The sequence below is a fragment of the Providencia sp. PROV189 genome (genome assembly GCF_028480065.1).
Classification (GTDB): domain Bacteria; phylum Pseudomonadota; class Gammaproteobacteria; order Enterobacterales; family Enterobacteriaceae; genus Providencia; species Providencia stuartii.
In genome coordinates, this window is record NZ_JAMPOG010000011.1 from 101,203 (window position 1) to 120,670 (window position 19,468).

Consider the following 19,468-nt stretch of genomic DNA (forward strand, 5'->3'; position numbering starts at 1 on the left):
CCATAGTATGACTATGCTCTATTTAAACTTTTATTTTACTACTGAAAACCAAAACCAATCATAATCTGACTGATATTAACTGTTGCGCTTTTCTATTTTAAGCATATAACATGAATTTCAATTTAAGCACGCCCTATTTATCGAAGAAATTCCATAATGTTATTCCACCATGTTCACTTCACTCCGTATGACCATTCATGGACTTCCCTCTTTAATACAACAAAAAACCCGCTTTATCTGGCGGGCGATGAGTGCAACTTATTCCTACCACTCAGAGATGGTACAAGCTGCAACGTTTAGCATATCTAGCCGATACCAACTAACCGCTTAAATAGAGTCTATGAAACGACGAGTGCTATATGTCAAAAAAAGAAAATGGAGCCGAGAAAGCGGCACTAAAAGAAGCGCCAATAAAATCAAAACCAAACTGTAAAGCATTAACGCTTAAGCAAGCTGTATCCCACACGGTCCACCCTTCTTCATCTTTATTCATCTCATTTTGCAACGTCAACAGAAGTTGTAAGTTAATGGGGAGTACGCCGAGTTTTTTATCTGCGCCTTTATTGGAAATGTCATCAACTAACACCGCGACCCAACCATATGGGCTATTTTGCTCACCATAGTTCTTATGACCAACCCACTGACCAAAAATATCTACTCGAAACCCTTTTTGCTCATTATCCGCGGAGTGTTTTACTGCCATTTGCCATAATTGGTTAATCCGCTCAGCACTGATACTTTCTATTGGTAGCATTTTTAAACGATATTTCGGCTCAGAAGGCTGACCTAACTTGTCAACGACCTTCCAATGCACGGGGGTATAATCATTAAGCTGATTGGTACCTTGGCTGTGTTCTATTTTCATTGGAAACCAACCATATTCACTTTTCCGATTGCCATATTCATGACGACAGATCCAGTTTCCCTGTTCATCCTTGCGGAAGCCTTTTCCTTCATTATCACGGGAAATAAATAACGCTTTTTTCCATAGCTCATCTAATTCTTGATCTGAAAATTGCTTATTTTCCATGCCTTATTTCCTCCTATTGGACATTAAAAAAACGGCTAGAATCGAAACTCTAGCCGCTATTTTAATTAGTGTTTTTTGCTTTTATGATGATTGAGCGTTTCTTCTTTAAGATCTAATTCATCACGTAAGCGATGATATACGCGCTCACTGATATTCTTACCTTTACGCATGAGATACAAGGCATCGCGTTTCGCTTGTAAAGCTGAGCGAGACATTTCTCGTTCCATATCAATCATTTTGTGTAGGTCATAGACATCAGACTCAGTTTCATCAGTATTATCTAAGCGTCTGCCATAGATTTCCAATAATTGAGAGCCTACTTCGGTGCGCATTGCAATTTCATCAACATCTTCTGAAGGATGGTTCATCAATTCACGTAAATGTGCCATTGCAGCCTCATTGAGAGCCATACGAGCACGGATCTCATCATTATCATACGGTAAATCCTGTACCAACCCTTTCGTCAAAATAGGCAATGCAACGCTAGCGATTAACAATGAACACAAAATCACCCCCATTGCCAAGAAGATAGCCACATCACGATTTGGGAATAGGCTATTATCCGGCATCAGCAGTGGTAATGTTAGGATACCCGCCAAAGTAATCGCACCACGAACCCCCGCCGTTGCCATTACCGCCATCATGCGAATGTGTAAAACATCCGCTTCTTTACCACGACGACGGTTGTTAAATACGGTTAAGGTCATTGAGATCCAAACCCAAGCAAAGCGTAAAATCGCTAATGCGACGGTGATAACAATCACATACACAAATAGCATCCAAGGGTGGCTTGCTCCCGCCGCTTCCGCGACTTGCGGCATGTTATTCCACATACCTGGTAATTGTTCCCCTAATAAGATAAAGATCATCCCATTAAGTGCCGTTTGCACCGTATCCCATACCGCTTTACTTTGCATACGAGTTGCCGCCTGCATGCGCCCTGCAATTTTTTCATAGTGCATAGCGATACCCGCAACCACTGCGGCTAGGATCCCAGAGACATGAAGATGTTCAGCCAATAAGTAAGCACTAAATGGCATCAATAAGCTGATCATGATTTGGATTGCCGGCTCTTCACCGGTACGTTTCACCAAAAATTGGTTTAACCAGCCAATAACCCAAGCCACTAATAAACCAATTAAGATCCCGCCAAACGCGACAAGGGCAAATTCTCCTGTTGCGGATGTTAAAGAGAAGGTACCTGTTAATGCTGCCGCTACAGCGAATTTAAAACACACCAAGCCTGTCGCATCATTGAGCAGAGATTCACCTTCAAGAATATGTGCCATACGTGAAGGGAGTGGCGAATTGACTGTCATTGCAGAAACAGACACGGGGTCGGTTGGTGACAAAATTGCCGCCAGCGCAAAAGCAACGGCTAATGAAATTGCAGGGATCAACCAATGAATAAAGAAGCCCATCCCAACCACTGTCACCACCACAAGACCTATCGCCAATGACATAATTGGCTTAATCTCTTGGAATAACGCTTCCTTAGGAATACGCCAGCCATCCAAGAACAGTAATGGAGGAATAAACAAAAACAAGAAGAGATGCGGTTCAAATTCAACCACAAAACCAAAAGCTGACAACGCTGCACCTAGCGCTATCTGAATAATAGGTAAAGGAATAATATCCTTAAGTAGCCGAGAGACAAATACGCTCACAATAACGGCCAATAAAAAAACTAACACAAGGGTCACAACTGACATGGATTTGCTCCAGTATTAAGCTAAGCAGAAGTTATCAGTAGTGAAGTAAATAGATAAATTGAATCAATGTAAAGTATCTATTTACTAGAAAATAAAAAAACAGAATTTTCAGAAAACTATCAGTACAATCATTCTGTTACAGAATATTACAAACTTTATCGAGCCGAGCTTAATAAAATCCTATTATGATGATAATTAAATAGTTATAACGATTATTCGTGATAAATTATCAATAACTCGTTGGTTTTATCTGTTTTGCTATTTTTCTTATACCATCTTGTGTTCACATACATCTGTCGTAATCGCCTAAGGCTATATTTAAGTCATATAAAAGGGTACTGACAATAAAAGTTGTCACAATCATCATTGCCATACTCACTATTACTTTATTGTTCAAAAATCAACAAACACATAAAAAGTTAAAATCATTTAAATTGCCTATTACTGCTTTCATCTTTCAATGTGCTATTTTTCAGTGACTCTTTCCCTGACCCGCAAAGCGGGTTGACTGGTCAAGTCGATAACATTTCACTTCACCAGTCATCACGCCACTTGTTATGGACGTTCTAAAATTCGAGCCCCCGGCCCTTTACGCCCTAAAATATCATCAGGGTTACGCAGTGGACATTCACTCAGAGATAAACAGCCACAACCAATACAATGGTCTAACTCATTACGTAAGCGAGTCAGTTGCCGGATCCGCCTATCCAACGAGGTTTTCCACTCCGTCGACATCTCTTTCCACTGCTCTGAAGTCAGTTTACTGTTGGCCGGAAACTTACCTAACGCATCTTGGATCTCTTTTAAAGGTATCCCTGTGCTCTGTGCCACTTTGATAATCGCAATATAACGTAATACCACCGACGGAAAACGTCGTTGGTTACCTTGTGTTCTCGTACTTTGGATCAATCCTTTTGACTCGTAAAAATGCACGGTAGAAACGGGAACGCCAGAGCGTTTAGCAACCTCTCCGACAGTCAATGCCCTTGTGAAATCAATCTTATGCTCACCGTCTCCACGCCTTTTTGTCGTTTTCGTGTTTTTCTCAGCCATTTTTGACTACCTGCTCTTGACCTCAACTTAACTTAAGGTTTTATAGTTCTAGTCACTGAATTTGTCAATTCAGATTATTCCATTCTATTTTCTGCATGAGGTGGTGACAGCGCTTATTTTGTGACATGCAGGCTAACTTGATTTTAAAGGGGATAGGCTATGCCATCGGTAATTGCCAAAATTTTAGAAAGTAACACATTATGGATTATCGCTCGCTTGCTGATATTAATTCTGTTTATTTCATCTGGCTTAGCAAAGGTTTTTGACTATGAAAATAGCCTAGCAGAAATGCGCGCAGCAGGTTTACATCCAGACTGGTTCTTCAACATCGCCTCTGCATTTGTGCTGCTAGTAGGCTCGCTATTAGTACTCTTTAACCGCCTACTTTGGCTTGGAACTGGCGCACTCGCCGTATTTTTATTCCTGACCATCGTGATTATTCATACTTTTTGGAGCTATACCGGTGAAGAAGCCAAACTCGCGATGTTTTGGGCTATTGAGCACACCTCTGTCATTGGGGGATTAATGGCTGTCGCCATCGCAGGTCATTTCCGTGATCTTTATTTCGCTGTTAAGGCACAGAAATAGTAGGTATTTATAATGAATAAAAAAACAATTGTCACGCTGTGCTCACTGCTGATTGTTGCTGGTGGTGGCGCAGCGATTTACACCTCCTACGCCCAAGACGGAAAAGACGAACAGGCGGCTTACCAATATCCACCGGTGAAAGTCGCATTAGCACCAGTGACTCAAGACAATGCACCACGCACTTTTTATGGTGTCGGTGAATTAGAGGCTGGCAGCCAAGTCTTTGTTGCGGCGGAAACCAGTGGCCGCATTACCAAAATCAATTTTGAATCGGGTCAACAAGTGAAAAAAGGCCAGCTTCTGGTTCAACTCAACGATGCAGTTGAACAAGCTGACTTAGCTCGCTATCAGGCTCAGTTGCGCAATGCGGCACGTTTGTACGACAGAACCCGTACCTTGGCTGCTAAACATCTCGTTGCAGAAGCACAGGTCGATAGCACTCGTGCGGAACGTGATATCGCGCAAGGTTTGATCCGGCAAACACAAGCGTTGATTGCACAAAAGGCGATCCGTGCTCCATTTGACGGCACTATCGGTATTCGTCAGGTTCACGAGGGTCAATACCTCAGCCCCGGCGAAGCCATTGCAAGCCTCGTCGATACCAAAACATTAAAACTTAATTTTTCCCTTGATGAGCAAGCTGCGCCAGAGTTACATGTTGGCCAAATTGTTGATATTCATGTCGATGCTTATCCAGATAAAACCTTCCCTGCACGTATCAGTGCCATCGACCCATTAGTGGGTAAATCGCGTACCATCCAATTACAAGCCACGCTTGAAAATAGTGACGGTGAGTTAAAGGCGGGTATGTATGCCAATGTGAATGTCGTACGCCAAGCAAACAGTGAGGTACTAACAATACCTGAAACGGCAGTGACTTATACGGCCTATGGTGACACAGTTTTCATCGCTGAAGGCAGCGGCGAAAAAATGACGGCAAAACAAGTCTCTGTGAAAACAGGCCAACGCTGGGATGGCAAAATCGAAATTGAGCAAGGGCTAAAATTGGGTGACAAAGTGATCACCTCAGGGCAATTACGTCTTAACAATGGCTCCGCCATCACCCCTGTCGCACAAGATACATTAGCAGAATCACCGGTTAAGACCGCTCAGGATTCATAAGGAAGGCGCAATGAAATTTACTGATGTTTTTGTGCGCCGACCCGTTTTGGCGCTGGTTGTGAGTTCATTGATTGTATTGATAGGGTTGTTTGCATTAAGTAAATTGCCTATTCGCCAGTATCCACAATTGGAAAGTTCTACCATTACTATCACTACACAATACCCCGGCGCATCCGCTAAGTTGATGCAGGGCTTTGTGACTCAGCCTATTGCGCAAGCTGTCTCTTCTGTCGAAGGGGTCGATTACTTGTCCTCTTCCTCTGTACAGGGCAGTAGCTTAGTGACCGTACGAATGGAGCTTAACCGTGATTCAACGCAAGCACTTGCACAAGTCATGGCGAAAGTTAATCAGGTTCGCTACAAGCTTCCAAAAGAAGCTTATGACCCAGTTATAGAGCTGTCTTCCGGTGAATCTACCGCTGTTGCATATATCGGTTTTTCCAGTACAACCCTTTCTATTCCGGCACTGACGGACTATTTATCTCGGGTTGTTGAGCCGATGTACTCCTCCATCGAAGGTGTAGCAAAAGTACAAGTGTTTGGTGGTCAACAGTTAGCCATGCGTTTATGGTTAGATGCCGATAAACTTGCGGGTCGAGGATTATCTGCCGCTGATGTTGCGCAAGCGGTTCGCCAAAATAACTACCAAGCGGCGCCCGGTAAAGTGAAAGGCGAGTATGTGATTTCTAACGTCTATGTGAATACAGATCTGACTAACGTCTCTGAATTCCAAGACTTAGTCATACGCAACGATGGTAATGGGTTAGTTCGTTTACGTGATGTTGGTACTATAGAGCTAGGTGCCGCAGCCACTGAAACCAGTGGTTTGATGAATGGAGAGCCTGCAATTTATTTAGGCCTATTTGCAACCCCAACCGGGAACCCGTTGGTGATTGTCGATGGTATGAATAAATTGATGCCTGATATCATTAAAACGTTACCACCGAACGTTAAAGTAGAGATGGCATTTGAAACTTCTCGCTTTATCAAAGCCTCAATCGATCAGGTATTCCATACGTTGGTGGAAGCATTATTGATTGTTATTGCTGTTATTTATTTATGCTTAGGCTCTATTCGCAGCGTTATTATTCCTATATTGGCGATCCCATTGTCAATGTTAGGGGCCGCCGCACTAATGATGGCGTTTGGCTTTAGTATCAACCTATTAACGTTACTTGCCATGGTGCTTGCCATCGGATTGGTGGTGGATGATGCCATTGTTGTCGTGGAAAACGTCCATCGTCATATTGAGGAAGGTAAATCGCCAGTTCTCGCTGCACTGATAGGCGCTCGTGAAGTGGCAGGGCCTGTGATTGCCATGACCATCACATTAGCAGCGGTGTATGCACCAATTGGCTTGATGTCTGGTCTAACAGGGGCGTTGTTTAAAGAGTTTGCCTTGACGCTCGCAGGCTCCGTGATTGTTTCAGGTATTGTGGCCTTAACTTTATCACCTGTGATGAGTTCGTTTATGTTGAACTCAAAACAGAATGAAGGCCGCATGGCACATATGGCGGAAAAGTTCTTCGCTTTCCTCGCTCATTACTATACCAAAGGGCTGAATTTCTCACTGAGGCATCGTTGGATCACCGGCATTATCGCGGTATTTGTCTTCATCAGCTTACCTCTCCTGTACCAATCAGCCCCCCGTGAACTCGCGCCGGTTGAGGACCAGTCTGCCGTATTGACAGCAATTAAGTCACCCCAACACGCTAACTTAGAGTATGTAGAGCGCTTTTCTCATAAACTGCATGATGTGATGATGGAATTGCCTGAGACGGAAAGTACTTGGATCATCAATGGCACAGACGGTATCTCATCAAGCTTTGGGGGAACTAACCTCACCTCATGGGAGAAACGAGATCGCCCTGCTTCTGCCATTCAATCAGACTTACAAGCTAAAGTAGGTGACGTTGAAGGTAACAGTATCTTTGTCTTCCAGTTACCGGCTCTACCTGGCTCTACAGGCGGTTTGCCAGTACAAATGGTGCTGCGTAGCCCACAAGGTTACCCCGTTTTGTATAAAACCATGGAAGAGATCAAGCAACAAGCTCGCGAAAGTGGATTGTTTATGGTCGTAGACAGTGATCTTGACTACAACAACCCTGTGGTTGAAGTCAAAATTAACCGCTCCAAAGCCAATAGTCTTGGTATCAGCATGCAAGATATCGGTGAATCACTCACATTATTGGTTGGTGAAAACTATATTAACCGCTTTGGTATGGACGGACGTTCATATGATGTGATCCCTCAAAGTGTACGCAGCCAACGATTAACACCCGATGCGCTTGCTCGTCACTATGTCAAAGCACAAGATGGCACAATGATCCCGCTATCAACAGTTGTTGAGATCAATACGCAAATTGAACCGAACAAGTTAACTCAGTTCAATCAGCAAAATGCGGCGATTTTCCAAGCTATCCCTGCACCGGGCGTCACATTAGGACAAGCCGTTTCTTACTTAGAGAGTATTGCTAGTGCACTACCCGCAGGTTTCAGCCATGACTGGCAATCTGATTCGCGCCAATATAAGCAAGAAGGCAATACCCTCGCCTTTGCGTTTATGGCGGCGCTCATCATCATTTATCTGGTTCTTGCTGCACAGTATGAAAGCTTAGTCGACCCACTGATTATTTTAATCACCGTACCGTTGTCAATTTGTGGGGCATTAATTCCTCTCGCCTTGGGATATGCCACCCTCAATATTTATACCCAGATTGGCTTGGTGACGCTCATTGGCCTCATCAGTAAACACGGTATTTTGATGGTGGAGTTTGCTAACGAATTACAAGCTCACGAGGGCCTCGACAAGCGCCAAGCTATTTTGAAAGCCGCTCAAATTCGTTTACGCCCCATTTTGATGACAACTGCCGCGATGGTGATTGGCTTAGTTCCCCTGTTATTTGCGACAGGTGCGGGCGCAAACAGCCGTTTCGGTCTGGGCTTAGTGATTGTCACAGGTATGTTAGTTGGAACCCTGTTCACACTGTTCGTTTTACCAACCATTTACTCATTGCTTGCACGTAATCACAGTGCAACCGCATTAACACCAAGGCGTTATGAGCTTGCCGAAGCGAACCGCCTGCTAAAAGAAGATGAGGAGAAAGCGTCATGAACCACAGCATAACGAATCGTCATTCGAAAAATAGTCGAGGTATCAGTGGCAACGAAATGAGTACGATGAACAATAGCTTTGCTATGCTAATGATTTATCATGGGCTAACAAGTAGCGAAGCTAAATCCTCGCATGAAAAAGAGGTACCAACCTTCTATAAGGCCACGAGATAGCCTAAATACATAATCAGCCGCATAGTCACTATGCGGCTTTTTTGTTGAGCATGCGATTATTTTCGGCCCTCATAGAGGACTAAAACTAAATTCCCCTCTCGAATAATAATCGGTTTCCCCGGTAACGAATTTAATATCCTATCTTGCGTGCCTTCAACAACGACCGCAACATCCTGATAATTATGTTGCTCTAACAAGGTAGGTAACTGATCTAACCGATAGAAGCGGTTTGCTGCATCTGGGTATTTCAACCCATAACTCAGTTCACCACTTTGGTGGAGCATCGTAATATCACTACGCTTTAAAACCCATGCGAGTGCCGTACCTAACCCCACATTATTCGTCAATAAATAGGTTTTATTCGATAGCTGAGGGCGATATTTTTCGATGAGCTTTTGTGGCGTATTATTGCTGGCGATATGATTTGGGATCACATACCCCACACTGAGGCTCAATACCAAAGTACATGCCGCTGCCCACGCCCAAAAACGTCTGCGATATGAAATGATGCCAATCACACCCCAAAATAAAAATGCGCTTGCTGCAAGTAACCGCTTATTATCTTCATCTGCCGCATAAATATCGAGTTGCCCAAAGTAAGGTAAAAAGAAGATTGCCGCTGCCGTAAATAAGCCAATACAAATATTGATAATGGCATTCAGGCGGATAGCGCCAGTCTGTTGTTGTTGCTGTATCTTATCAATATACGCGGCCATTAAGATCGCAACGGGGGCAATACAAGGCAAAATATAGGTCAGTAGCTTCCCTTTCGTAATACTAAAAAAGATGAAAGGAACTAAGAACCACAGCAAGAAATAGAGATGTAGCCCTTTTTGGCGAACACTGTTTATCAGTGAAGCAAAAAAATAGCCCAGCCAAGGTAATACTGCTGCAAGCATTATTGGAATATAAAACCAGAAAGGTGAACGGTTTTGGGCGTTCTCTGACATAAAGCGCTGCACATGTTCCACCCAAAAGAAATAACGCCAATAATCTGGCTCGCGACTAGCAATCATGATGGCCCAAGGCAAGCAGACAATAAACATGCTGCACAAAGCCACAAAGGCAAAGCAGAAAACTTCCTTAAACTGTTTATAGTAAATTGACGTTAAAAAAATCACTAAGCCTGGGATGACTAAAACCAAAAAGCCTTTTGTCATCAGCCCTAATCCACCTGCGATACCTAATAAGATAAAGGCGGTTAGCTTTTGTGAAAAAACCTGTGTTGTTAGCCCCCACTGATAAAAGAAAATCGCCATTGTGATAAACGCGGTCAATATCGGGTCAAGGATATTGTATGTTCCCATCGCGAGTATCATGAGCATTGAGAGGTAAATCAGTGTGGCATTAAATGCAAGATCGGCTTTTTGCCATGCCCTTTTTGCACTGAGATAAACAAACAATGCACTGATTAAGGTACTAAAAACAACACCAAGCCTAACGGAAACGTTGTTCTCACCAAACAGCATTTGAAAAAATGCGTTTACCCAATACCCAAAAATGGGCTTTTCAAAATAACGAATATTGAGAAGTTCAGGTACGCTCCAGTTATAACTTAGAATCAATTCTCGACTTATTTCAGCATAACGTAACTCATCAGGTTGCCAAAGAAGCCGCCCCGGAAGAGGAATAAAATAAGTGAGTAATACAAACCCAAATAGCAGGCACCACTTAAGGTAGGCAACCTTATTATTTGCCATAATCATGTTTCTCAACCATTCTTTCGATAAATGTTTAATAATAATTAGATATAAACCTGAATATTATTGTTCACCTTAAAGTGACATAACATCGGGCTATTATTTAGCTTTAATCAGGTTAATCACACTATTATCATCAGTGTGAGTAAACCTCATATAAACAAATAAAAAATTAATTTGCCGTTCTTAAACAATCAATAAATGAATATAAAATAAAGTGTTAACGCACATTTCAAGCTTTTCGGTAATGTAAGACTGGAGTGGTTTAAAATAGTTCAACGTTAAAACATTATTCCATAAAATATTTAAGACATAATCATTCGTTTAATTACTCTCTTAATTCGATAACATCAATTAACGATGACAAATACCCATCAATGGAGTAATAGACTTAAATAAAATAAAGCGATACAAAAAAGCGATTATCGATAAATATTGTATTATCAATAATCGCACATATTAAGTAGCTTGATTCAGTAGATGGCTTTATTGCGCAGCATGCAGCGCTTGTTCAAGATCCGCCAAAATATCATCAATATGTTCAATACCAATAGAAAGGCGGATCATGTCACGTGAAACACCCGCTTTCGCTAATTCAGCATCGTTAAGCTGGCGGTGGGTCGTTGAAGCCGGATGGCACGCCAATGATTTAGCATCACCAATATTGACCAGCCTGACGATTAATTTTAAAGCATCAATAAAACGCGCCCCAGCGTCCTGCCCACCTTTAATACCGAACGACATAATACTGGCAGGCTTGCCATTCATATATTTTTGCGCCAACGCATGCTCAGGGTGGCTAGGCAGCCCCGCGTATTTCACCCAAGCCACTTGAGGGTGTTTTTCCAAAAACTGTGCGACTTTCAACGCATTCTCTGTATGGCGCTCCATACGTAAAGCCAACGTTTCTAGCCCTTGTAAAATCAAAAAGGCATTAAATGGAGAAAGCGCGGCACCCGTTCCGCGTAATGGTGCTACGCGGCAGCGAGCAATAAAAGCTGCCGCACCAAAATGCTCAGTATAGCTAACTCCATGGTATGCAATATCTGGCTCAATCAATAACGAAAAACGATCTGCATGCTCAGTCCAAGGGAACTTACCTGAGTCTACGACCATTCCGCCAATAGAAGTGCCATGACCGCCAATATATTTAGTCAAGGAATGCACGACAATATCAGCACCATGTTCAAATGGACGGCATAAATAAGGCGTTGCCACCGTGTTATCCACAATTAGAGGCACACCATGGCGATGAGCCACTTCCGCTAATGCCGCAATATCGACAATAAACCCAGCAGGGTTAGTGATAGATTCGCAAAATACGGCTTTGGTTTTATCATCAATCAGAGCTTCCAAAGCGGCTAAATCATCATGTTCTGCAAAACGCGTTTCGATACCAAAACGAGGTAGTGCATGCGCCATTAAGTTATAAGTACCACCGTACAATTTGGCAACCGAAACAATATTATCGCCCGCTTGTGCGATAGTTTGGATAGCATACGTAATTGCCGCCATCCCAGATGCTACAGCCAGCCCAGCAATCCCGCCTTCTAAGGCGGCAACGCGTTGCTCTAAAACATCATTGGTAGGGTTCATAATACGGGTATAAATATTTCCTGCGACTTTCAAGTCAAACAGATCTGCGCCATGTTGTGTATCATCAAAAGCGTAAGACGTTGTTTGATAGATAGGAACAGCAACCGCTTTGGTGGTTGGATCGGGTGAGTAGCCGGCATGAATCGATAATGTTTCTAATTTCATTTGTTATCCTTATTATGCCGCAGTAAACAATATGACCTGATATAGCATATCTGTATTTACTACGTATCTGTTATATCAATAGATATTATCTAATTGTATTAAGCAGACAACCCATCTCAATGTGAAATTATTTCACATAGCTGAATATCCTATTGATTAACAAGGGCGAAGGAGTAACGCCGTGTCATTCGTGATTTATTAAGTGCTTAATCATAACTTTAAAATATAAAAAGCCTCTTTTAATTTGTTAAAACAGCCGCGACCTAGCGATCACAAAGATTAAAAAAGAAATCAAAAAGGCCCCCTAATGGAGAACGCGAAAAGCTTAGCGTTTACTAGATGGAAGTGTGAATATCCTATTATTTTTCACCGAAATGCAGAAGGCACACATTCGACAGAATATCTGAAAGAAAAGTGAACGCTTTGGCAATTTAAATATCGCTATAGCGCATTTTGATGTAGAGGGATCGCTGTCGATATGGTGAGTAAGAATACGAGACGCATCTTTGCGTAGTGAACGCTCCTCTATCTGAAGGCCCGTTTACGGGCCTAAATATCAGAGCGTTATGTACCTATTAGGGTGAGCCCCCTCATACAGGAGGGGAGTTGTTAGAGTAATTGTTGCAATAGACCATAAAGGACGGAAGTGATAGCCGCTAAACCACAAATAATGGTGAAGATCTGCGCAACAATTGATGTGCTGAATTTTTTCATCGCCGGCACAATACGCATCGCAACGACTGGCAGAATAAACAAAATAGCAGCTATCATTGGCGCACCCAGCGTCTCAATCATATAGATAATATTTGGGTTTTTGATAGCGACAATCCATGTTGTGAGAACAATAAACAGCATGGATACCGTTTGAATTTTTCTCACTGAGAAAGAAGTACGAGATTTAATTAACCCAACTAAGCCTTCATGTGCCCCTAAGAAGTGTCCAAAGTAACTTGATACGATAGCGGTAAAAGAAACAATCGGCCCGAGGTAAGAGATAATCGACGATGAGTCAATATTCGCCATATGAGATAACACACTAATGTTTTTGTCATTTGCGGTTTTAAGCTCAGCAGGACTTAATGACAAGACCACCGAAAAAACAAAAAACATCACAAATCCAGTGAGCATCAATGCTGCGCCGCCTGTGATCATATCCGTTTTAATGACCGCATTATCACCGAATTGCTGACGCTGATCTTTTGTAAACTGGCTGATAATCGGGCTATGGTTGAATGAGAACACGATAAGCGGGATCGCCATCCAGATAACGACTGGCATTGCGGCCCAATCGGGGCTCACTTCTAGCATAGAGGTATTCCATCTAGGGATAAAGTAGATGGACAAAGCTAACAAAATGAAAACTAAAGGATAAACCATCACGGAAGTCAGGCGTAACATCAAGTCACGCCCAAACAACACACCCGCCGTCATCGCACCAATTAATATCCCAGACAGTAGCCAACGTGGCATCTGCTCCATGTGTAACTGGTGAACTAAAAAGGAGTCAACCGTGTTAGTGATACCCACACCGTAAATCAGAACGATTGGGTAAATAGCGAAAAAGTAGGCAAACGTGATAATGTTCGCCCCCGTTTTACCAAAATGCTCTTCTACCGTATCCGTAATATCTGAATTGGGATTTTTCGCGGATAAAACAAAACGAGCCAATCCTTTATGTGCTAACCAAATCATTGGCGTCGCAATCAATGCAAGTATTACCAGCGGCCAAAAACCGCCACTTCCTGCTTTAATCGGTAGAAATAACACCCCCGCACCAACCGCGGTGCCGAATAAAGATAAGACCCATGTAAAATCTTTATAAGTCCATTTGTTAACTGGTTTGTCTGTCGTCTTCATAGCATTATCATTAATTGTTCATATAAAAAAGATGTGCGGATTTTGCATCAATTACTATTGAGTACCTAGCTTATTTTCCGGCTTTTGTTTGTCTTTTTGGTGCAGATCTCAAAAAAGGCGCTTAATAGGGAAAAATGGGGGAGAATAAAAAATAAAAAACCTTATTTTATTTAAAGAAACACACTAAAAATTAACAAATTTTCGATTACTAGCGTGATTAACTATCCGCCTTCAAATAAAAAAGCGGCTGAAAAAAGATCGCTTCAGCCGCTTTTCCAATCACAACACTAAAAAGTGATCAGCGATATACTGGAACCAAAATTTCCGTTGCAATAATCACCACCAAAAGGCCCACTAATACAGGAACGGAGGTTCTTTTGACCACTTCAAATGGTGATATTTTTGCCATACCGGATACCGCGACGACAACGCCAGAAACGGGTGATAATGTTCGTCCTAGGTTAGAAGCCTGCAACATAGGGATCACTAAATAGGCTGGATTCACTCCCATCTGTTTTGCTAAATGAGGAATAAGTTCAACAAAGGCATAGAAAGGCGCGTTCCCTGAGCCTGTTGTCATCGCCGCTAACATGGTGATAATGACCAGTACAATCATCATCACTATTGCACCAGAGCCGAAGGATTGCGCTAAACCAATTAGCCCCTTGATAAAGCCAACACTACTTAAGCCTTGTGCAAAGACCCCAGCGGCCACCAACAGCATCACCACACTGGCAAATGCATCAGCCATACCTTTATAACAGGCATCTAACCCCGAATAGACCTGTTTGGCATTGAAACTACGTAAAAATTCAATAACTGCTGCCAAAATAATACAAGCAACAATAATTGTGATGATGTGTAATTCAGGCGCCCACTTACCATCAAAGATCAGCACACCAATAATCGGGGTGAACGGTAAGATGGCATAAAAAGTCGGAGCATGAGTTTTAATTTCACTCACATCCAACATTTCTGTGTTGACCTGCTCTTTTTTATCGAGGAAACGCTGCCAGAAGAAGTGAGCGATAGACATGGCTACGATCGCAATAATTGAAATAGGTAACGTCGTTTTAAAAGCAAAATCAATGAGCGGCATTTCGGCAGCTTCTGCCGCTAAAATCACATCGCCAGAAGTTGGCGCTAAAATAATGGCCGCTGGTGAAGCACAGATAGCGGCTGCGGCGCCACGACTAATCCCCACATTTACCATGACAGGGAACAAGGTCGCCATTAATAATACCCCTAGCCCCGTCGCCGAAGAAACGGCCAATGACATTAAACAAGCGACAATATAAGCGGCAACCATCAACATATAAGGTGAGTTGATCATCTTTAATGGTTTTGACGCAATTTTGACAACAACATCATTTGCGCCAATGTGGGTCATATAAGAGGCAAACCCACACAACACCATGATCATCATCCCTAAGTTGCCACCACGATCCATCAATAAGTATTTTATATACTCAATAATGTCGGTCGCACGCCATCCCGTAGGTTTTACTGCTTCTGGTAAAATACTTTTCCCCATAAGCACGGTAATGATCAGGAGTAAAATACCGCCTGTCATCAACACACCCGTTGCTGAATAGCCTTTGATAATATAGCGCCCAACGCCTATCGCGACGATGACGCCAATTAACAACTCAATCATATACTTCCCCTGCCTGTTTCATTTTTTATTTGATGGTACTTTGCCCAAGATATGAACGGGATTTACTGACGCGGATCATGTCAATATCAGATAATTATGACAAATAAACACATTAGCAATACATTAAATGGTAAATAATTTTATAAGGATGGAAAAAGAAAGACTAGCCCACTGCCGAGCGGAGAAACCATTATCTCGATACGCCACGTGCAGCGCCGTTTGTACCTCATCAAACAGCACAGAATTTGCTTCACCGTAGACAGCTATTTCCTGATCGCGATGGATAAACTGGAGGGAAAAATTTGAGTTTAAAGGGGACGTACTGGTGTTGATATTGGCAGGGATCAGTCTGTTTCTCACGTATTGGAGCGTGAGCGAGTATCAGAACCTGACCGAGTGAAAACGGTCAGCCAAAAGATATCAGACGCAGAGCCACAATATCGAATTGACCAACTGCACCATGGACGATAAGCGTAAGAGCGCGTTATCTCAGCGTGTCGGGGAATTCGCGACACAGGACAGTCAGTTAGCCATGCAATACAGGGCAATCAGTCAACAGTTAGAAAACGCTAGTTTAGGGTGTCTTAATTAATGGGAAGTGGACAGTATTACCACAATGAAACAGGATCTCCATTAGAGGCCTATTTTGAGCAAGGGGATTTTGCTTTTGATGTGGGTAAAAATGATCTAGGCACAACCATTTGGCACTTAGTACGTCAAGGAAAACGAAGTGATTAGGCACAAAGAAGAAAATGCGCTGCACCATTGATAACCGTAAAGTGATTCAAAAAGGAGATACCACATCAACGGACGGTACTGTATTAGAAGGAAGCGATGTTGCTAGTCAGAAAGATATCGATATCGCAACAGAGGGTATGAAAGTTTTTTGTTCGGCGTGTAAAAAAACAGGCACTATCAAGGCCGTAATAATGCCTCCTAGGGTAAAAACTATTCACGTCGTATTGCAAATAGCACTTATCTGGAATTGGAGAAAACCGATTAGCCGCACCAATCTAGTTGTTTTGAGGGGTCGTGTACGCGTAGGCATGTGATTAAAAAATTAAATGATGGGTTATAGAAACTGTTCAAAAATCATATCACCTGAAAAACCTCGATACTGTAAATAACGGACTTGCTTGCTTTTTTCTTTAAAGTCGCGAGGAATTTCATCGCCGAATTTTTTACAACGCACATCCGTCGCAAGCTCAAACCAATCCACATCAAGCTGCTCAAACTGCTGTTCAATTAAAGTCGCAGTAAAACCTTTTTGGCGTAATTCCTGCTTGATCCGTAATGGTCCATAACCTTTACGAATATAACTACGTAACTGTAGCTCTATGACGCGAGTATCATTCAGGAAATGCTGTTCACCTAAACGTTCAATTACCCGCTCAATCAACGGGTCGTCAATAATACCGTCATTTTTTTCATACATACGCCGTTTCATGCGTGCTGATAACTCCGCCGTTCCGTAATCACGGCGAGACAGCATAAATAACGCATATTGATATAATTCAGTTTCATTCATATACGACACTCTGTAATAAAAATGGGTACTCAAAGTACCCATTCTATACGCTAAATTATCCGAGTGCAGCTAAGCAGAGATTTAATGCACTTGAGACCCAGACAGTAATTTATAAATGGTATCCGGAGTATAATTACCGTCTTGGTAATAGATGGTCCAGTCGGTGATATCATCACGAGCCAAAGGATATACTTCCCCTTCCTGCATCGTCTTCACATAGAAAGGATGATTGATCAAGCGCCCCTCAAACTGATCACCGTTCCATGAAACGGGTTCAAACCACATATGCTCATGGCCATCGTAGTCATCTTCCTCGTCACGATAACCGATGCCACATTTCACCAAGAAACGCCATTCGCTCTCTTCTTCGGTGTCTGATTTTCCAAGTAGCTTAGAAAAGAAGCCTTTTTTCTGTACTACAGGTTTCGGACCATAGTTATCCAGCATATGGGTGAAGTATTCCCAACGCAATTTAGCCTTACGAGACATATCCGCCGTTTCTTCGTCGGTACGCATAAACATCATGGCGTTTTGATCTTCAAAACCTTTAAAAAAGCTTTCTAAAACTGGTTCTTCTTGTGTCACTCTAAAGAGCATCACAGACGGATGTTGATGAGACTCATCACGATCCTGCCAATCCCCCATAAAACGGTTGGAATCAGCATCGCCAAATTCATAATTCATCTCTTCGAGTGGTTTCAAATTATCAATTGGCGTTGATTGCCCAACATGTTTTAAGCCTTCTTCAAACGGTAGCGCCACTAAATACTCATAACCACTTTCTGTTTGTCCGATAAAAATTGGTTCATTAAACTCAATTTTGCCATGTGTAATGCTGTTATTAACAAAGCTCCAAAATAGCTCTGGAATACCGTAATAAGAAGCAATCGGATGTGGAATAATGATTTCCGCTTCGGATAAGCCACAACGTGCAAGGCCATGCGTGTGGAACCAATACATGGTTGGGCCACGCTCCTCGTTCTCTTGCTCTTCACTTTCGTCATGATCATAAATAGCGTGAACAACATATAAAGAATCGATACTTGGCATTAAGTCATCGATAAGTTGGAAATTTAACCATTCACGAGTAAAGACTTTCCCTGCCGCCGATAAATCAAGCCCCAACAATAAATCAGGGACTAATATTTGAATAAGTTTTAGTTGCTGTAGATAGCTAACCAATGGCTGGTCTCGAAATAGACACTCAACAATCACCGCTTGCGGTGCAGCGCTTGCCTCTGCATACAATTCCGGGCTAATTGGATCGGTTGAAAAATAGGGATTAATGACGTACTCAGGATCACTATCCACTAATGAGACATAAAAACGCAGTTCTTCTTCTCCGCGTTTACATGAAAAGAAAAAATCACTTTCACTTTCAGGTAAATAATCAATTTCACCTTCAGTAAAATAGTCTTGCTCTTCTAAACGTAGCTCTAAGAGAGATAACGTTAATTCAGAGGCAGGGATTGCCACCATCATAGATGCTTCTTTTTCACCTTTACCGGCGGCAATATCGAGGTATTGTTGTTTATTATTCATTATATAAGCCTATAATTTATTTACTCGGCAAAGGATAGCAGCTTAGTCTATCGTTTTATATTGTGAATAATCTTAACGAATTCATATTAAAATGATTATCTGTATATTTAGAAATAGTCATTATTCGACAACAACTTATTCTACTTTTCAATCCGAAGTCACTCAGGCACAATAACCTTAATTCAACTATCCTCTTGGATACTCTCTTTTATGACATTTAAATATGGGCTTTAGATATGGCAGAACTCACCAAAGAGCAAAAACAGTACGTTGATCAGCTCGCGATGGAGCGTGTTTTTGATATGAACAATGATGATGTTTTGATCAATGCATTAGAGCAAAAAGTACACCAAATGGAAGATCATTTAAAAGCCTACTTCCATGAGCGTGTGCATTTTCATCAAAACAAACAGAAATAATCAGACGATCGTCAATAAAAGAAGCTCCCCGCTTCTTTTATTGTTTGTGAACACTTCCTTCTCAATCTAATAGACTATAAAAAGTAATTGACCAAGCTCAAGTTTTCTTCAAACACAGCATTTAACGCCATCTATTAATTCCCCTATTATGCTAAACTTATCACTCGTCTTTTATAGACTTGTTTTCCCTTGTTTATTTCAATGTTGAGCC

General features: G+C 42.1%; 16 protein-coding genes. 7 read left to right on the top strand and 9 right to left on the bottom strand.

Annotated features, from left to right (window positions below; genetic code table 11):
* Window positions 1-355 precede the first annotated feature (355 nt).
* The 3 genes from PR833_RS09430 to soxR all read right to left on the bottom strand — a co-directional run bounded on the left by PR833_RS09430 (window position 356) and on the right by soxR (window position 3,795).
* Window positions 356-1,030 carry a hypothetical protein gene (locus PR833_RS09430; RefSeq protein ID WP_088498925.1) on the bottom strand — a complete coding sequence of 225 codons (675 nt, stop codon included), beginning with the start codon at window positions 1,028-1,030 and terminating at the stop codon, window positions 356-358.
* 65 nt (window positions 1,031-1,095) lie between these two features.
* Window positions 1,096-2,742 carry a Na+/H+ antiporter gene (locus PR833_RS09435; protein ID WP_004926020.1) on the bottom strand — a complete coding sequence of 549 codons (1,647 nt, stop codon included), beginning with the start codon at window positions 2,740-2,742 and terminating at the stop codon, window positions 1,096-1,098.
* Between the two features lie 555 nt (window positions 2,743-3,297).
* Complete coding sequence (gene soxR, locus PR833_RS09440; protein ID WP_004926014.1) at window positions 3,298-3,795, bottom strand: redox-sensitive transcriptional activator SoxR; 498 nt, start codon at window positions 3,793-3,795, stop codon at window positions 3,298-3,300.
* A gap of 159 nt (window positions 3,796-3,954) precedes the next feature.
* Here soxR and PR833_RS09445 point away from each other — a divergent pair, with 159 nt between their 5' ends.
* Genes PR833_RS09445 through PR833_RS09460 form a run of 4 tightly spaced genes read left to right on the top strand, consistent with a single transcriptional unit; the run spans window position 3,955 to window position 8,793 of the window.
* The gene (locus PR833_RS09445; RefSeq protein WP_061064654.1) at window positions 3,955-4,383 is read left to right on the top strand and encodes a DoxX family protein; all 429 of its coding nucleotides are present in this window, start codon (window positions 3,955-3,957) and stop codon (window positions 4,381-4,383) included.
* A 12-nt stretch (window positions 4,384-4,395) separates the two neighbouring features.
* Window positions 4,396-5,505, top strand: a complete 1,110-nt coding sequence (locus tag PR833_RS09450) for an efflux RND transporter periplasmic adaptor subunit (protein ID WP_141173204.1) — start codon at window positions 4,396-4,398, stop codon at window positions 5,503-5,505.
* Window positions 5,506-5,515: 10 nt separating this feature from the next.
* The gene (locus tag PR833_RS09455; RefSeq protein WP_004926005.1) at window positions 5,516-8,620 is read left to right on the top strand and encodes a MexW/MexI family multidrug efflux RND transporter permease subunit; all 3,105 of its coding nucleotides are present in this window, start codon (window positions 5,516-5,518) and stop codon (window positions 8,618-8,620) included.
* Window positions 8,617-8,793 carry a hypothetical protein gene (locus PR833_RS09460; RefSeq protein ID WP_004926002.1) on the top strand — a complete coding sequence of 59 codons (177 nt, stop codon included), beginning with the start codon at window positions 8,617-8,619 and terminating at the stop codon, window positions 8,791-8,793. The genes PR833_RS09455 and PR833_RS09460 overlap by 4 nt, the downstream gene beginning before the upstream one ends.
* Window positions 8,794-8,849: 56 nt before the next feature.
* Here PR833_RS09460 and arnT read toward each other — a convergent pair whose 3' ends face one another.
* The 4 genes from arnT to dcuC all read right to left on the bottom strand — a co-directional run bounded on the left by arnT (window position 8,850) and on the right by dcuC (window position 15,768).
* Entirely contained in the window at window positions 8,850-10,499 is a 1,650-nt protein-coding gene (gene arnT, locus PR833_RS09465) for a lipid IV(A) 4-amino-4-deoxy-L-arabinosyltransferase (RefSeq protein WP_004925999.1), read from the bottom strand.
* A gap of 480 nt (window positions 10,500-10,979) precedes the next feature.
* Complete coding sequence (locus PR833_RS09470; protein ID WP_004925996.1) at window positions 10,980-12,254, bottom strand: bifunctional O-acetylhomoserine aminocarboxypropyltransferase/cysteine synthase; 1,275 nt, start codon at window positions 12,252-12,254, stop codon at window positions 10,980-10,982.
* A 609-nt stretch (window positions 12,255-12,863) separates the two neighbouring features.
* Complete coding sequence (locus PR833_RS09475; RefSeq protein WP_004925994.1) at window positions 12,864-14,111, bottom strand: aromatic amino acid transport family protein; 1,248 nt, start codon at window positions 14,109-14,111, stop codon at window positions 12,864-12,866.
* Window positions 14,112-14,409: 298 nt separating this feature from the next.
* Window positions 14,410-15,768: an anaerobic C4-dicarboxylate transporter DcuC gene (gene dcuC / locus PR833_RS09480; protein WP_004925992.1), complete on the bottom strand. Its 1,359-nt coding sequence runs from the start codon at window positions 15,766-15,768 to the stop codon at window positions 14,410-14,412.
* A 591-nt stretch (window positions 15,769-16,359) separates the two neighbouring features.
* On the opposite strand from dcuC, the gene PR833_RS09485 reads away from it, so the two are divergent.
* Together PR833_RS09485 and PR833_RS09490 are read left to right on the top strand one after the other, a co-directional pair.
* Window positions 16,360-16,506, top strand: a complete 147-nt coding sequence (locus tag PR833_RS09485; protein ID WP_272526053.1) for a hypothetical protein — start codon at window positions 16,360-16,362, stop codon at window positions 16,504-16,506.
* Window positions 16,507-16,520: 14 nt separating this feature from the next.
* Window positions 16,521-16,820, top strand: a complete 300-nt coding sequence (locus PR833_RS09490; RefSeq protein ID WP_272526054.1) for a PAAR domain-containing protein — start codon at window positions 16,521-16,523, stop codon at window positions 16,818-16,820.
* 20 nt (window positions 16,821-16,840) lie between these two features.
* Here PR833_RS09490 and PR833_RS09495 read toward each other — a convergent pair whose 3' ends face one another.
* Together PR833_RS09495 and PR833_RS09500 are read right to left on the bottom strand one after the other, a co-directional pair.
* Window positions 16,841-17,296: a regulatory protein RecX gene (locus PR833_RS09495; protein WP_272526055.1), complete on the bottom strand. Its 456-nt coding sequence runs from the start codon at window positions 17,294-17,296 to the stop codon at window positions 16,841-16,843.
* A gap of 81 nt (window positions 17,297-17,377) precedes the next feature.
* The gene (locus PR833_RS09500) at window positions 17,378-18,838 is read right to left on the bottom strand and encodes a DUF4026 domain-containing protein (RefSeq protein ID WP_272526056.1); all 1,461 of its coding nucleotides are present in this window, start codon (window positions 18,836-18,838) and stop codon (window positions 17,378-17,380) included.
* 236 nt (window positions 18,839-19,074) lie between these two features.
* On the opposite strand from PR833_RS09500, the gene PR833_RS09505 reads away from it, so the two are divergent.
* Window positions 19,075-19,257, top strand: a complete 183-nt coding sequence (locus PR833_RS09505) for a hypothetical protein (protein ID WP_004925981.1) — start codon at window positions 19,075-19,077, stop codon at window positions 19,255-19,257.
* Window positions 19,258-19,468 lie beyond the last annotated feature (211 nt).

Bases quoted from the DNA above. Each gene is read 5' to 3' on its own strand.
- PR833_RS09470 (WP_004925996.1), bottom strand. From the start codon at position 12,254: ATGAAATTAGAAACATTATCGATTCATGCCGGCTACTCACCCGATCCA.
- PR833_RS09460 (WP_004926002.1), top strand. From the start codon at position 8,617: ATGAACCACAGCATAACGAATCGTCATTCGAAAAATAGTCGAGGTATC.
- dcuC (WP_004925992.1), bottom strand. From the start codon at position 15,768: ATGATTGAGTTGTTAATTGGCGTCATCGTCGCGATAGGCGTTGGGCGC.
- soxR (WP_004926014.1), bottom strand. From the start codon at position 3,795: ATGGCTGAGAAAAACACGAAAACGACAAAAAGGCGTGGAGACGGTGAG.
- PR833_RS09455 (WP_004926005.1), top strand. From the start codon at position 5,516: ATGAAATTTACTGATGTTTTTGTGCGCCGACCCGTTTTGGCGCTGGTT.
- PR833_RS09450 (WP_141173204.1), top strand. From the start codon at position 4,396: ATGAATAAAAAAACAATTGTCACGCTGTGCTCACTGCTGATTGTTGCT.
- PR833_RS09485 (WP_272526053.1), top strand. From the start codon at position 16,360: ATGGGAAGTGGACAGTATTACCACAATGAAACAGGATCTCCATTAGAG.
- PR833_RS09435 (WP_004926020.1), bottom strand. From the start codon at position 2,742: ATGTCAGTTGTGACCCTTGTGTTAGTTTTTTTATTGGCCGTTATTGTG.
- PR833_RS09495 (WP_272526055.1), bottom strand. From the start codon at position 17,296: ATGAATGAAACTGAATTATATCAATATGCGTTATTTATGCTGTCTCGC.
- PR833_RS09430 (WP_088498925.1), bottom strand. From the start codon at position 1,030: ATGGAAAATAAGCAATTTTCAGATCAAGAATTAGATGAGCTATGGAAA.
- PR833_RS09490 (WP_272526054.1), top strand. From the start codon at position 16,521: ATGCGCTGCACCATTGATAACCGTAAAGTGATTCAAAAAGGAGATACC.
- PR833_RS09445 (WP_061064654.1), top strand. From the start codon at position 3,955: ATGCCATCGGTAATTGCCAAAATTTTAGAAAGTAACACATTATGGATT.
- PR833_RS09505 (WP_004925981.1), top strand. From the start codon at position 19,075: ATGGCAGAACTCACCAAAGAGCAAAAACAGTACGTTGATCAGCTCGCG.
- PR833_RS09500 (WP_272526056.1), bottom strand. From the start codon at position 18,838: ATGAATAATAAACAACAATACCTCGATATTGCCGCCGGTAAAGGTGAA.
- PR833_RS09475 (WP_004925994.1), bottom strand. From the start codon at position 14,111: ATGAAGACGACAGACAAACCAGTTAACAAATGGACTTATAAAGATTTT.
- arnT (WP_004925999.1), bottom strand. From the start codon at position 10,499: ATGATTATGGCAAATAATAAGGTTGCCTACCTTAAGTGGTGCCTGCTA.